The sequence below is a fragment of the Streptomyces sp. NPDC026062 genome (assembly GCF_055568375.1).
Map to the genome: position 1 here is coordinate 74,943 of NZ_JBVHOQ010000008.1, position 13,663 is coordinate 88,605.

Annotated in this window: 16 protein-coding genes; 4 read left to right on the forward strand and 12 right to left on the reverse strand. The window is 69.9% G+C overall.

What is annotated here, in order from left to right; translation table 11 throughout:
- The first annotated feature begins 9 nt into the window (after positions 1-9).
- On the forward strand, positions 10-720 hold the full coding sequence (locus ACZ4LX_RS09480; RefSeq protein ID WP_467634577.1) for a DUF4191 domain-containing protein: 711 nt from the start codon (positions 10-12) through the stop codon (positions 718-720).
- A gap of 249 nt (positions 721-969) precedes the next feature.
- Here the strand turns inward: ACZ4LX_RS09480 and ACZ4LX_RS09485 are convergent, their stop codons facing one another.
- Positions 970-1,437, reverse strand: coding sequence for an RDD family protein (locus ACZ4LX_RS09485; protein WP_467634574.1), 468 nt, complete (start codon positions 1,435-1,437; stop codon positions 970-972).
- 277 nt (positions 1,438-1,714) lie between these two features.
- Here ACZ4LX_RS09485 and glnA point away from each other — a divergent pair, with 277 nt between their 5' ends.
- Complete coding sequence (gene glnA / locus ACZ4LX_RS09490) at positions 1,715-3,124, forward strand: type I glutamate--ammonia ligase (protein WP_467634570.1); 1,410 nt, start codon at positions 1,715-1,717, stop codon at positions 3,122-3,124.
- A gap of 263 nt (positions 3,125-3,387) precedes the next feature.
- Here the strand turns inward: glnA and ACZ4LX_RS09495 are convergent, their stop codons facing one another.
- From ACZ4LX_RS09495 to ACZ4LX_RS09535, 9 genes are all read right to left on the reverse strand, one after another.
- The gene (locus tag ACZ4LX_RS09495; protein WP_467634567.1) at positions 3,388-4,041 is read right to left on the reverse strand and encodes a class I SAM-dependent methyltransferase; all 654 of its coding nucleotides are present in this window, start codon (positions 4,039-4,041) and stop codon (positions 3,388-3,390) included.
- 106 nt (positions 4,042-4,147) lie between these two features.
- On the reverse strand, positions 4,148-4,651 hold the full coding sequence (locus ACZ4LX_RS09500) for a hypothetical protein (protein WP_467634564.1): 504 nt from the start codon (positions 4,649-4,651) through the stop codon (positions 4,148-4,150).
- Positions 4,652-4,893: 242 nt separating this feature from the next.
- Entirely contained in the window at positions 4,894-5,742 is an 849-nt protein-coding gene (locus ACZ4LX_RS09505) for a helix-turn-helix domain-containing protein (protein ID WP_467634561.1), read from the reverse strand.
- A 25-nt stretch (positions 5,743-5,767) separates the two neighbouring features.
- Positions 5,768-6,301 carry a DUF6879 family protein gene (locus tag ACZ4LX_RS09510; protein ID WP_467634558.1) on the reverse strand — a complete coding sequence of 178 codons (534 nt, stop codon included), beginning with the start codon at positions 6,299-6,301 and terminating at the stop codon, positions 5,768-5,770.
- Positions 6,273-6,533 (reverse strand): hypothetical protein, encoded by a 261-nt coding sequence (locus tag ACZ4LX_RS09515; RefSeq protein ID WP_467635701.1) that lies wholly within the window; start codon positions 6,531-6,533, stop codon positions 6,273-6,275. Before ACZ4LX_RS09515 ends, ACZ4LX_RS09510 begins: the two co-directional genes overlap by 29 nt.
- Before the next feature lie 613 nt (positions 6,534-7,146).
- Positions 7,147-7,533 carry a VOC family protein gene (locus tag ACZ4LX_RS09520; protein ID WP_467634555.1) on the reverse strand — a complete coding sequence of 129 codons (387 nt, stop codon included), beginning with the start codon at positions 7,531-7,533 and terminating at the stop codon, positions 7,147-7,149.
- An 87-nt stretch (positions 7,534-7,620) separates the two neighbouring features.
- On the reverse strand, positions 7,621-9,237 hold the full coding sequence (locus ACZ4LX_RS09525) for a VWA domain-containing protein (protein ID WP_467634553.1): 1,617 nt from the start codon (positions 9,235-9,237) through the stop codon (positions 7,621-7,623).
- A gap of 17 nt (positions 9,238-9,254) precedes the next feature.
- A complete protein-coding gene (locus ACZ4LX_RS09530) occupies positions 9,255-10,454 on the reverse strand; it encodes an AAA family ATPase (protein ID WP_467634550.1) in 1,200 nt (399 codons plus the stop codon).
- A 64-nt stretch (positions 10,455-10,518) separates the two neighbouring features.
- A complete protein-coding gene (locus ACZ4LX_RS09535; protein ID WP_467634545.1) occupies positions 10,519-11,004 on the reverse strand; it encodes a hypothetical protein in 486 nt (161 codons plus the stop codon).
- A gap of 132 nt (positions 11,005-11,136) precedes the next feature.
- On the opposite strand from ACZ4LX_RS09535, the gene ACZ4LX_RS09540 reads away from it, so the two are divergent.
- Positions 11,137-11,574 carry a hypothetical protein gene (locus ACZ4LX_RS09540; protein ID WP_467634542.1) on the forward strand — a complete coding sequence of 146 codons (438 nt, stop codon included), beginning with the start codon at positions 11,137-11,139 and terminating at the stop codon, positions 11,572-11,574.
- 57 nt (positions 11,575-11,631) lie between these two features.
- Here the strand turns inward: ACZ4LX_RS09540 and ACZ4LX_RS09545 are convergent, their stop codons facing one another.
- Positions 11,632-11,901, reverse strand: coding sequence for a hypothetical protein (locus ACZ4LX_RS09545; RefSeq protein ID WP_467634539.1), 270 nt, complete (start codon positions 11,899-11,901; stop codon positions 11,632-11,634).
- Positions 11,902-12,020: 119 nt separating this feature from the next.
- Here ACZ4LX_RS09545 and ACZ4LX_RS09550 point away from each other — a divergent pair, with 119 nt between their 5' ends.
- Positions 12,021-12,380: an arsenate reductase family protein gene (locus ACZ4LX_RS09550; RefSeq protein WP_467634536.1), complete on the forward strand. Its 360-nt coding sequence runs from the start codon at positions 12,021-12,023 to the stop codon at positions 12,378-12,380.
- Positions 12,381-12,503: 123 nt separating this feature from the next.
- Here the strand turns inward: ACZ4LX_RS09550 and ACZ4LX_RS09555 are convergent, their stop codons facing one another.
- Positions 12,504-13,412, reverse strand: coding sequence for a Gfo/Idh/MocA family protein (locus ACZ4LX_RS09555; RefSeq protein WP_467634533.1), 909 nt, complete (start codon positions 13,410-13,412; stop codon positions 12,504-12,506).
- Between the last annotated feature and the right edge of the window lie 251 nt (positions 13,413-13,663).

The window sequence follows — 13,663 nt, forward strand, 5'->3', positions numbered from 1 at the left end:
CTTCATTGCATGGCGAGGAAGGCAAAATCCACTGAAGGCGCGGACAGCGCCGAGAACGCGGGGCGGCTCAAGCAGATCGCCCTGACCTACAAGATGACCAGGCGGACCGACTCCAAGATCGGTCTTGTCGTCGCGGGTGTGGGAATCGTCACCTTCGGTGTCCTCCTCGCGATCGGTTTCCTGATCGACCACCCGATCTACCTGGGCATCCTGGGCTTCGTGCTCGCCCTCCTCGCGATGGCGATCGTCTTCGGACGCCGTGCCGAGCGAGCCGCCTTCGGGCAGATGGAGGGACAGCCCGGCGCCGCGGCGGCCGTGCTGGACCGAGTGGGCCGCGGCTGGACCACGACGCCGGCGGTCGCGATGAACCGCAACCAGGACGTCGTCCACCGTGCCGTGGGCAAGGCGGGCATCGTGCTGGTGGGCGAGGGCAACCCGAACCGGGTGAAGGGCCTGCTCGCGGCCGAGAAGAAGAAGATGGCCCGCATCGTGGTCGACGTACCCGTGCACGACATCATCGTCGGCAACGACGAGGGTCAGGTGCCGCTCAAGAAGGTGCGCACCAAGATGCTGAAGCTGCCGCGCGTCCTGTCCGGCCCGCAGGTGACGGCGGCCAACGACCGGCTGCGCGCGATGGGTGACCTGATGAGCAACATGCCGCTGCCGAAGGGCCCCATGCCCAAGGGCATGCGGATGCCGCGCGGCGGAAAGATGCGCTGAGCGGACTGAGAGAACGCACGAAGAGGGCGGGCCGCGAACCATCGGGTTCGCGGCCCGCCCTCTTTCGTCGGCCGTCGGTCCTCTTTCGTCGACCGGTCGGCCGTCGGTCCTCTCGTCGGCCGACGGCCGACCGGTCGTCGCTGTGGTGTCGCGTAAGTGCGGGACGCCGCCGTTACGCCGTCGGCCCGGGTACGGGGGCGGCACACGGCTCGCCCCCGTGCCGGATACGGATACGGATACGGATACGGATCAGAGACGGATCTGAACGGCGCGGGCCAGCCGGTCGTGCAGCCCTCGGCCGTCACGGTCCCAGACCAGGGCCGGGATCACCAGGCAGAGCAGCACGCTGCGCACCAGCACCCGTCCGAATCCCAGGCGCCCGCCGTCCTCGGCGACGACCTTGATGCCCATCAGGCGCTTGCCGGGCGTACAGCCGATGGTGCCTACGGTGAGCACACTCAGTACGAGAAAGATGCCGAGCGCCCAGTTCCCGGTCGCCTGCTGGTCACCGCGAGCGAACAGCCCGTATGCGATCAGCATGCACAGCGCCCAGTCGACGAAGATCGCGCCGAAGCGCCGGCCGAGCGGCGCCATGGCGCCCGGTCCCTGCTCGGGAAGCCCGAGCCGCTTGCCCCGGTACCCGAAGTCGGCGCCCATCTCCTCGGCGGCCGCGCGCGGCCCGGAGAGCCACGATCCGATTGCTTGCCTGTTGTCCACCCGACCACGGTACTGCGCCCGCCCGTGCCCCCTGCCGGGCGGGGGCCGGGCACGGCCCGGGACACCGCACCGAAACCGGTCCGGAACGCGGTGGGAACCGGCCGTCACGCCGGACACGAGGCGCCGCTCACACCCGGCCCGGTTAACTTCGGCGAAACAAATGGGTCATGCTTGAGAAATCCGGTCTGCCTATGGTCGGGTCCAGCGTGTGCCACCGCACTGGCCGCACAACGAGCTGCAACCCCGTCCCTCCCGGGCCGGGAGTAGGAGGAGTTGGATGTTCCAGAACGCCGACGACGTGAAGAAGTACATCGCCGACGAAGACGTCAAGTTCATCGACGTCCGGTTCTGCGACCTGCCCGGTGTGATGCAGCACTTCACCATCCCGGCAGCGGTCTTCGACCCGAACGAGGAGCTCGCCTTCGACGGCTCCTCGATCCGCGGCTTCCAGGCCATCCACGAGTCCGACATGGCGCTGCGCGCGGACCTGTCGACCGCCCGTGTCGACCCCTTCCGCCGCGACAAGACCGTCAACATCAACTTCTTCATCCACGACCCGATCACGGGCGAGCAGTACAGCCGTGACCCGCGGAACGTGGCCAAGAAGGCCGAGGCCTACCTCGCCTCCACCGGCATCGCCGACACCGCGTTCTTCGGCCCCGAGGCCGAGTTCTACGTGTTCGACAACGTCCGCTTCCAGACCTCGGCGAACGAGTCCTTCTACCACATCGACTCCGAAGCGGGCGCCTGGAACACCGGCTCGGAGGACAACAACCGCGGCTACAAGGTCCGGTACAAGGGCGGTTACTTCCCGACCCCGCCGGTCGACCACTTCGCCGACCTGCGTGCCGAGATCTCCATGGAGCTGGACAAGAACGGCCTCCAGGTCGAGCGCCAGCACCACGAGGTCGGCACCGCCGGCCAGGCCGAGATCAACTACAAGTTCAACACGCTGCTCGCCGCGGCCGACGACCTGATGCTCTTCAAGTACATCGTGAAGAACGTCGCCTGGCGCAACGGCAAGACCGCGACCTTCATGCCGAAGCCGATCTTCGGTGACAACGGCTCGGGCATGCACGTCCACCAGTCCCTGTGGGCCGGCGGCGAGCCGCTGTTCTACGACGAGCAGGGCTACGCGGGCCTCTCGGACATGGCGCGCTACTACATCGGCGGCATCCTGAAGCACGCCCCGTCGCTGCTGGCCTTCACCAACCCGACGGTGAACTCCTACCACCGTCTGGTCCCCGGCTTCGAGGCCCCGGTCAACATGGTGTACTCGCAGCGCAACCGCTCCGCCGCGATGCGCATCCCGATCACGGGCTCCAACCCGAAGGCCAAGCGCGTCGAGTTCCGCGCCCCGGACCCGTCGTCCAACCCGTACCTCGCCTTCGCGGCCCTCCTGATGGCCGGCCTGGACGGCGTCAAGAACAAGATCGAGCCGCCGGAGCCGATCGACAAGGACCTGTACGAGCTGGCTCCCGAGGAGCACGCCAACGTCCAGCAGGTCCCGACCTCGCTCCCGGCCGTGCTGGACGCCCTGGAGGCGGACCACGAGTACCTGCTCGCCGGCGGCGTCTTCACGGCCGACCTGATCGAGACGTGGATCGACTTCAAGCGGACGAACGAGATCGCCCCGATCCAGCTGCGCCCGCACCCGCACGAGTTCGAGCTGTACTTCGACCTCTAGACCCCATGATCCGGCCACCCGGGCAGATAGACGGGAAACCCGCCCTGAGCTGGGTAAACACTTCTCAGTGTTTCTCACCAGTCGCTGGTCCTTTCCATCCTCGTGCGTACCGGGCGTGTACCGGATCGCCCGATAGCTGACTGTCAGTCAGTTATCCAGAACATGAGCCCCGCCACTCTCCCGGGAGAGTGGCGGGGCTCAGTCATGCCTGGCGAGGCAGTGTCTCGGTGACCGTAGGCCTCCCACGAACGCCTCGTACGCGCTTAGCGTCTCGCTTGCACGATCAGCGTGCCGATGTGCCCGGTTGTCGGTGCGTCGAGGACCGACGCTTGTGCCTGGGCAAAGCCCGACCGAGAAAGGAAGCTCTGCCATCGGCGAGGCGTGTAGCTGTAGCGGTAGGTGAACATGGCGGGCCCGGCGAAGCCGCCCTTGTACATGCCCTGGGGGCCGTAGGCGCCGGGGATCGCCGGTGGGTGGGAGAAGGCGAATACGCCGCCGGGGTTGAGACGCTTGGCGACGAGAGGGAAGAGCTTGGCCGGGTCGGTGAACCAGGCGGCACCGAAGATCGAGTAGATCGCGTCGTACGTGTGGTCGCGGTCGCTGAGGTAGTCGAGGACTTCGGCGCACTCGAAGCGTGCCCCGGTGCCCCTCCAACGCTCTCGGGTCCTACCCACCATGATCGGGGACAGGTCCACGCCGGTGGCCTTGACGCCTTGCTCCGCGAGATGGGCCAGGGCGCGGCCGGTGCCGCAGCCGATCTCCAGGACCGTGGCGGGCGTGCCGAGGAGTTCGGGGCCGGGCCCGTGGCCGGTGTACTGGGTCCAACAGAAGGAGGGCTCTGCGTCCGGCTTGAAGGCGCTCTCGGCGTAGGTGTCCCAGAGTTCTCGTTCGGCGCCGATGTCGTGCTGTGCGGGCAACGGGTTTCCTCTGTGCGTTGGGCCGGCTGTCTGCCCCACGGCGGGACGTCGGTCCCGATGGCCGGCGGGGTCTTTGGTCCCGCCGTGGGGTTGCTCGACGGTGGGGTCAGTGGGAGTCGGGCACCTTGTTGTCACAGGGTGAGCAGCCGGAGCCGTCCACGGACCACAGCTCCTCGTCGGGGTTGAACCCGTTGGCGCGCAGCATGTCGGCGGTGCGGAGCACGATGCCGTCGCGGCGGCGCTGGATGAATGGTGCGTGGTGCTTGAACTCGCCGTTGTTGTAGGCGGCGAAGAAGGCGAACAGGACGGGGGTGTCCAGGTAGATCTGGTGCACTCCCTTGTCGACGAGCTTGCCGACGCCGAGGTGCCAGTCGGGGCGCTCGATCGACGTGATCATGTACATCACGGCGTTGCCGAGGATGCGCTCGGCCATGTCGCGAACCATCTCGTTGTCGCGCAGCAGCAGGGCGATCTCGCGATCCCACAGGGTCATGCCGCTGTCAAAGACGTTGGTCGTCAGGTGCGTCACGTGCGGTTGTGCCGCGTTGAGGAGGTCACGCGGGTCGCGGACATCAGTGGGTGCGGTGCGGGGCTCAAGGGCTGTGCTCACGTCGTGCGGTCCCTTCGCTTGGTGGGGAACGCTGAGGCTGTGGCCTTGCAGCGGTGGCACTGGCACATCGACATCGCGCCCGCCGTCAGCGGAGGGCCGCCCTCGCCCGCGTACAATGTGCGTGGCTCGGTGCGGGTTCCGTCGCTGCGGACCGTGCACACGCTGATGCTGATCGCCATACAGATGACGCTAGGAGCGGCCGGATACCGCGCTCTACCTTCTTGCACGACCTTGCATGCGAATTACTCAAGGGCGCTGATCACATCGGAGATGAGCGCTCTTGCGGGGGCTCCGTAGACGGCGTCCTTGCCCATTTCCCCGAATGCCTTCGCGTAGGCCGCGACCTCGCTGGGCGCGGTCACGTTCACGGCGGCCGTCAGCAGTTCGGAACTCACTTGCCGGTCGTCGAAGATGTAGAAGGCCTCCAGCGGCCACATCCGGCGCTCGGTGTCGATGGGGATGATGCCGAGGCTGACGTTGGGCAGCGCCATGACGGCGAGCAGGTAGCCGAGTTGGGAAGCCATCGTCTCGGCCGGACCGAGGCGGTACCGGAGCACCGTCTCTTCGAGCAGGAAAGCGAAGCGGTGATCTCCCTCGTGCAGGACTCCGGAGCGCTCTATGCGGGAGGCCGCGGCCTCCGGAGCGTCGTCGGGGGTGCCCTGGAAGCGGGCGATCGTCGACAGGAGCGCGGTCGCGTAGGACTCGGTCTGCAAGATGCCCGGCACCACGTTGGAACAGTAGATCCGGAAGCGTCTGGTGCGGGCGTACAGCGGGAGTACCTCGTCCTGGGCACGACGCATTCCGTGCCGGTGCAGCTTCTTCCAGTGCACGTACATCTGGTCGGCCTGCCGGTTGGCGGCCACCAGGTCGGCAGCTTGATCGTCGGCGCCGCACGCCGCGCACCAGTCCCGCACGTCCGCGTCCGAGGGCGGGGTCTTGGCGTTCTCGATCCTGGATCGCTTCGACGGGCTCCAGCCGCACCGAAGAGCCAGCTCCTCGCCGGAGAGTCCGGCGTCGCGCCGGATGTCCCGCAGTATCACCGCGAGGCGCTCACGGGCGGCCTGGGCGGCGGACAAGGGTGATGCTGTCATGTGGCCGGCTCTTCGGTCGCGCTGATCAGAGGGTGTACTTCTCGTGCGGGATGCCGCGCTCCCACACCGTCTCAAAGGCGCTCGCCGCAAGCTGGACGACGGCCGGCTCGGTGCACACCTCCCATTTGGGCTCGCTCCAATTCCCATCGCCTGCAAAGTGGTTGAACAGGACGGCGGTGCGGTCGAAGAGCCAGAAATCATTGCCCGGCAGAGCGATGTCCGAGGCTTGGCGGCGGGGAAGCCAGCGCACGTCTTCACCCGCGTGCACGTTGACGGAGGCGCCTGCGTGCTCGTACCTGATGTACGGAGTGACGGGCTCGGAAACGATGCGCGCCCGGCGCATGGCGACACCCCGGGCCGTAGTGCGGCCGATCAGGTCGACCCACGGCGTCCAGTATTCCGACTGGGGGTCGGTGTCACGTTCGCCTCTCCGCTCCCAGCGCTTGAAGTCGTCTGCCTCGTCGCCGACCCCGTACACGTCGCGCATTTCCAGGTGGCACGCGGAATGACGTGCTGCGGCGAGGAGCTCTTCAAAGCCTGGCGCGTCGCTCTGCGACATCACATGCCTCCCTGATCATCGCGACCATGCGAGCCGGAACCCGGACGACAGCCTCACCCTCCGGGATCCCGACCACATGCCCGGGCGCTTCGGTTGCGGCGCACTCGGCTTCGAGTTCTGGGCCCGGCTTCCAGCCCTGGAAGACAAGCTCGGCGCTCTCCTCGTCGACCCACACGGTGGGCGAACCCTGCTGCCCCGTGTCGGGGTCGATCCCGATGAACCGTAATTCCATGCCTGCCTCCGGTGTCGAGCCGATTGCACCGTCTTGCACGACCATCACCCTCACGGTCTGGGCGAGGCAAGAGCGCGGAGAGCTTGTGGCTAGAAATCGCCGAGCGTGGCGGTCGGCCGAACAGTCGGTGACAGCGACTTAGGCGGTCAGCCAAGAAGGTTCCACTCGAAAGCCACCAAGTAACCACACTGCGCGAACACCTCCCCCGCCGTTTCCAGGCAGTGCCGGATGTCGGTCGAGGGCTCGGTCTACGCCAGGGAGAAGTGTTCGGCTTCGGGCCCGAAGCGGTCGACTGGACAGCGAAGGCAGCGCACATCCGATACCAGGTGACCCACGATCGCGGCAGGCTCATATTTGCCCCTCAGAAGTGCAGCAACACCAAGGCGCCAGCTCGATGTTGGACTGCCGTGACGGCCTCGTCGCCTTCACGGGAGATCGGGATCTCGACCTCTTCATCGAGTGCGGCAAAAGACTCCGGGAAGTCGCCGCACACGTCCTCGTATGAGGGCCGCCACCCCGTGACCGGGGTCGCGGCCCTCCCGCGTTCGGGCCCGCCGCCGCCCGGAGGCCGGAGACCGGGCACACGGCGTCCGCGCCCGGGTCCTGCCCGCCGTCAGTGGCTGTGCATGATCTGGATGAGGTTGCCGCAGGTGTCGTCCAGGACCGCGACGGTCACCGGTCCCGCCTCCATCGGCTCCTGGGTGAAGCGCACCCCCAGTCCGCTCAGCCGGGCGAACTCCGCGTGGACGTCGTCCACGGCGAAGGCGGCGGCCGGGATGCCGTCCTTGACCAGCGCGGTCTTGTACGGCTTCACCGCGGGGTGGCCGTCGGGCTCCAGGAGGAGTTCGGTCCCGTCGGGGTCCTCCGGCGAGACGACGGTCAGCCAGCGGTCCTTGCCGAGCGGGACCTCGTCCTTCTTCAGGAAGCCCAGCACATCCGTGTAGAAGCGCAGGGCCTTCTCCTGGTCGTCGACGAAGACGCTGGTCAGGTGGATCCTCATGGTGTGCTCCCGTGTTGCCGTGGTGCCTGTCATGGAGTGGTGGAGTGTCTGCCACCACTGAAACCCAAGCCGGCCGGAAGGGCAGTTTCAGATGATGCGGAAGAGGTCGCCGGCGGCGTGGGTGTCGGTCAGGTCGTCGATGCCGCGGAGGTTGTCGCACAGGGCGTCCAGGACCGTGCCGGGTCCGGTGGCCTGCGGGGCGCCGACGGCCACACCGAAGGTACGGAAGCCGAGGGAGTGCCTGGCCTCGTTCCAGCTGCGCATCCACTGTTCGCTGATGTCGCACTCGCCGTCGGTGATCATCACGATGTCGCCGCGTCGGCGTCCCTCGGTGTTGAACTCCTCGTCCAGCAGCCTGACCGCAGCCGCCAGCGGGGTACGGAACTCGGTGCCGCCCCCGAAGAAGTGCTCGGCGAAGTCCAGCACGTCGGCGATCGCGGCGGGCCGGGAGGCCGGGAAGCGGCACACCTTCACCGAATCGTCGGAGGAGAACAGGATGCCGACGAAGTCGCGACGCGCCTGGCGGGCCTGGTCGAGCAGGGCCAGGGCGCACGCCTTGGCCCATGCCTCCCGGGTGACGCCGCCGGGCCCCGGGTCCTCCATGGAGTACGAGCAGTCGACGCACGCGATGATGGCGCCCTTGCCCGTCGTCTCCTCGCCTCGGCTGTCGTAGAGCATCAGCCGTGACTCGGCGAACCTCGCGGCGAACACGCTCCGCATGGCGGGCAGGCCGAGGTTGGCCAGTTCGGAGGGGATGAGCCGGGACAGGTCGTCGCCCAGGGTGATGCCGACGTATTCGCCCCGGGCCTGCTCGACCTTGCGGGCACGCTCCCCGGCCGCCATCTGCCGGAACCTGCCGATGAGATCCGCGAACGCCCCCAGCCGGCCCGCGCGCAGCCGTTCGGCGAGCCGGGCCCGTTCGCCGTACGGCATCCGTTCCAGCTCGCCCGGTCCCACGCCCCACGCGCGCATCAGCTCCGACTCCTCGCGGGCCTGCCAGGCGGCCTCGGCCGCCGCCTTCCGTGCCGCCGCACGAACCCCGGGAGCCGCCGCGGCCACCGCCTGTCCGGCGGACTGGGCCGCCTGCTGCGCGGCGGCACCGGCGGCCTCGGCCGCCCTGACCGCGTGTGTCAGGGCGGTGGCCGCCTCGTCCGGCACGGTGCCGTCGGCTTCCGTCCGCGCTGCGGCCTGCCGGCGTGCCTCGGCGACGGCCGCCTTCGCCGTGTCCTCGTTCCGCGCCGCTTCCTCGGCCCGCGCAGTCCGCTCCGCCGCGTCCCTGGTGCGCTCCAGCATCCGGCGCAGGGCGTCGGAGAGGGCGAGGACCGCCCCGGCGGCGGCGTACGGGTCGCCGGTGGTCTCGCGGCTCAGCCCGGCGAACTCCGGGCTGTCCGCAAGGGCCGTGACGACCAGGTGGTTGACGAGGCGCGAAGGGTCCATGGCGCCCTGTTCGCGCAGCCGCGGGCCGGATTTGCTGAGGGCCAGGAACACGTCCGCCACCAGGTCCTCGGTGTGGTCGTGGCGTGCGTTCAGGCTGTGTACGAGGTCCCGGAGGCCGGTGACCCCGTCGTGGACCTCGCGCCAGGCCATCGTGTCGAACCGGTCGGCGCACACCACGGCGGTGGCCGGCGGCCCGGCGGTGGCAGGGCCGAGCCGCTTCCCCGCACGGGCGGCCGGCTCGCCGGCGCCGTTCACGGCCGTGGGCACGTCCGCTCCCCCGCCGTTCAGAGCCGGGCCTGCACGATGCTCGCGTCCACCCCGAGCGCCTCGGTCAGGACGCGGGCGTGGACGGCGCGCCGGCGGATGATCACCTGCTCGACGGCGGTCGTGGAGCGTCCGGCGGTCCGGGCTTCCTGGTGGATCCTCTCCAGGAGCCGGCCGGCCCTGTTGAGCTTGGTCATGGCCTCCCTGATCGCCCAGTCGCTCAGGGCCTCGCGGGACTGACCGGCCTTCGCGTCGAGCTGTGCCTCCAGCTCCTCGATGGCGTCGGCGAGGTCGAGTGCCTCCCTGGCGTCGGGATTGACGAGGTGCAGCACCTCGCGCTCGACGGTGGGGCGTTCGGCGGGCGAGTCCCACAGGACGTGGGTGAGGACCGACAGGTCGCTCTCCCCCACCTCCTCCCGGCCGTCGAGGAACGCGCTCGCCTGGAGCAGCCGGACGGACTGGCGCCAGCGGCGGTCGGAGGCGATGAGTTCCTTGCGGCGCAGGGCGGCCCGCAGGGTGCACACGGCGTCCACGACGCTGTCAGGGACGCCCACGGCCGGCACGGCGCCGGTCACGGCGTGCTGGAGCTCGGCCAGTTCCACCGTGGTCCTGGTGCGGGTGACCGGGGCGGCGACGGCGGAGCGTACGAGCCCGGCGAAGTTGGACGGGTCGGCGAGATACCCGACTTCGAGCCGGACGAGCAGCCGGTCGTAGATCGCCGCGCTCTCGTCGCCGGTGGGCAGCTCGTTGGACGCGGTGATGGCGCTGATCAGGGGGCAGCGGATCGGCTCGCCCCCGTTCTCCGGGTGGTAGATCCGCTCGTTGAGCAGTCCGAGGGTCTCGTTCAGTGCCGCTGTCGAGCACTTGAAGATCTCGTCGATGAAGGCGATGTGCGCCGTCGTCGCCCGGCCGTCGAAGATCTGCCGGTACTCGCCCCGGCTCAGCGCGCCCACGTCGATCGGGCCGAACATCCGGGTCGGCGCGGTGAACTTGCTGAGCAGGATCTCCCAGTAGTTCGCCTGCCGGATCCGGCTCGTGAGCTCACGCGCCAGTTCCGACTTCGCGGTGCCGGGAGGCCCCAGGACAAGCGCGTGCTGACCGGCCAGCATCGCCACCACCAGCGTCCGGACGACCTCGTCCCGCTCGTAGAACAGCTCCGTCAGCTCACCGGTGACCGCCCGCAACCGCCTTGCCGTGTCAGGTGCCTGGGTGTCACTCATGGCGCGCACGGTACGCGGCCGCGGCGGCCCCGATCAACGCCTTCCGGTGCCGCCCGCCCCGTCGTCAGTGCCGCAGTGCCGTGCCCACCTCGGCCTTGACGTCGCCTTCGAGCGCGCGGTTGCTGCGGGCCGTGGCGTCCTTCGTCTTCCCGGCGGCCACGTCGTCGACCGTCACCACGACCACGTCGAGCAGATTGCCGCTCTTGTCCTCGAAGTTGATCTGCACGGCGTAGGACTGCGTCGAGGCGGTGCTGTTCGTCACGGTGATCTTCGAGGTGACGTGCCCGTCGTTGCCGGCGACCGGGGCATCCGCCTTGACGTCGTCGCCCGCGTTCACGCCGTCCTTGAAGCTGTTCAGCTTGTCCCCGGCGGCGGCCGTCGCCGAGGCGACCGCGTCGGCGCCCTCGGAGGCGAGGGAGGAGGCGGCCGAGGCCGCCTTGGACGCCGTGCTGGACGCGCTGTCCCCGTCGTCCGAGCACGCCGATGCCGTGAACGCCACCGTCGTCGCCACCAGTACCGCGGCCGCGCCCCGTAGGCCTCGCACCGTCATCGCGCCTCCCAGCACTTGTCCGTCGCCCTCAGTCAAGGCTCCGGCCGGTGGTGGCGCATGCGGTGCGGGCCGGACGAGTGAGGGAGCGTCGGCGGGGTCGCGGGCGGGGCGTGCGCCACCGAAGCTGGGGGGATGAGCGAGCAGGCCGCACCCCGCGATCCGCCTCCGCCGCCTCCGCGCCGGCGGCTGTGGCCGTGGGTGGTGCTGATGATCCTCGTGCTGCTCGCACTCGGGGTCGGCGCGGTCTCGGCGGTGCTGGCCCGTGAGGTCTCGGCGGACAGTGCGCGCACCGTGCACATCCGGTACGAGGTCACGGGCGCCGCAGATGACGTGACGCTGACCTACAGCACCTGGAAGGGCGAGGAGCTGTCGACCGCGCGGCTGGCCCTGCGGAGCCTGCCGTGGGCCGGGGAGGTGGACACGAAAGGGTTCATGAGCGGTGGTTCGTTCGTCGTCACGCTCGGGAAGTCCGGTGGTGACGTGGCCTGTTCGGTGACGGTGGACGACGGCACCCGCCGCACCGCCAGGGCCTCCGGAGCCTTCGCCACCGCCTCGTGCGACGGGTTCTGAGACGCGACCGCGCCCCCGGTCTCCCGGGGGCGCGGTCCCTGGCGGACGGACTTCCGGTCAGCGGCCGTAGCGGATCAGCGCGCGGACCATGCGGCAGGTGGTGTCGGACGGCGGGTGGATGGCAAGGCGCTCGGCGGCCGTGCGTATCCGGGCGTTGCTCGCGCTCGACGGGTGGTAGACACCGGTGTCGAGCAGGGCGATCGCCAGGCGCATGGCCTTCAGCCGGCGATTGTGGGAGACGTACCACTCACGGGGACGGCCGGCGGGGAGCGCCTTCTTCTTCAGGGGTGTGTGGAGCGGCTTGGTCGTGACTGCGGCTACGGCCATTGGCAACCTCCTGGCGCGGTGGTGGAACCCTCACGAACTACCCCTATTTTACTGCCCACCACTGACAATCGCCCCTGGCCAGAGGGGTTTTCGAGGGTCCATCGCGTATCTTTGGCCCCATGGAGATCTGGATCAATCCCGCCTGTTCCAAGTGCCGGAGCGCGCTGACCCTGCTCGACGCGGAGGGTGCCGACTACACCGTGCGCCGCTACCTGGAGGACGTGCCGTCGCCGGAGGAGATCCGGGCCGTGCTCGGCCGGCTGGGGCTGGAGCCGTGGGACATCACGCGGACGCAGGAGGCGGACGCGAAGGAGCTCGGGATCAAGGAGTGGCCGCGTGACGCGGATGCGCGGGAGCGCTGGATCACGGCCCTCGCCGGGCACCCGAAGCTGATCCAGCGGCCGATCATCACGGCCGAGGACGGCACGGCCGTGGTCGCGCGCACGGACGAGGCGGTCCGGGACGCGCTGGGACGCTGACCGGCGCCCGGCAGGACCCGCGCCCCGGCCGCGCCTCGCCCCGTCCGGCCGCGTCTCAGTCGCACGTCCGGCTGTCCCTCGGCCGCGCGTCGGGTGTCCATCGGCCGCGCGTCCGGCTGGGCATCAGCCGCCCGACTGTGCCTCGGCCTCCGCGAGCAGTTCCGTCAGCCGGAGTCCGAACCGTACGTCGCAGGGGTGCGCCTCCCCCGTACGCACCGATGCGGCCAGTGCGTCCACCGCCGCCGCGAACGCCGCGACCGCGCCGTCCCAGCCGGGCAGCCGGACGACGCCGTGCTCGCCCCTGAGCTCGATCCCCACCCCTGCCGCCGCCACCGGCGCCGCCAGCGTGAGCGTGACCGTGCTGGAGGCGCCGGAGGTGTGGCGCAGGACGAGGTGGTGGGTGCCGGAGGGACCGGCGGCGGCGGTCAGGGCGGTGACGTCGCCGAGTACCGGGATGAGGACCGAGAGCGCGTGCGGGCCGACATCCCACAGGCCGCCCTTCTCGCGGCGCCAGGGGGACGCGCCGTACTCGCTGTCCGCGCCCGGTGCCCACAGGGCGCCGATCCACTGGGCGTTGGCCGTGAACCAGCCGCCGCAGGCCTGCTGTTCGGCGATCCAGGCAGCGGTCTCCGGGGCGAAGCGCAGGGTGCAGAAGACGATCGAGGCCACCCGGGCCCGCCCGGCGGCCTCGGCGACCTCACGTGCGCCCTCGACCGTCGTGGCCACCGGCTTGTCCATCAGCAGATGGCAGCCGGCCGCCGCGGCCCGTGCGGCCAGGGGGGCCTGGACATCCGGCGGCAGGGCGAAGGCGACGGCATCGCTCGCGGCGAAGAGCTCGTCGAGTCCCGCGTCACCGGAGTACGCGGTGGTGCCGTGCGCGGCGGCCAGCTCCCCGGCCGCCCCGGCCCGCCGCCCCCACACCCCGCTCAGCACGGCACCGGGGTGGGCGGCCAGAGCGGGGGCATGGGTGTTACGGGCCCAGGGGCCCGTACCGACCAGGCCGATACGCAGGGGCGATGCGGGTGTCGTCATGGGACCAGTGTGCCCGGTGCGCGGCCGGGGCCGATGGGACCGCCGGCCCCCATGGACCACCGGGCCCAACGGGACCGCCGGGACCGACAGGATCGCCGGGACCGACAGGACCGACAGGACCGACAGGACCGACAGGACCGACAGGACCAACGGGACCAACGGGACCAACGGGACCAACGGGACCACACGGACCGCCGGGACCACACGGACCCATGGGGCCACACGGACCCATGGGACCGCCGCGCGCCACA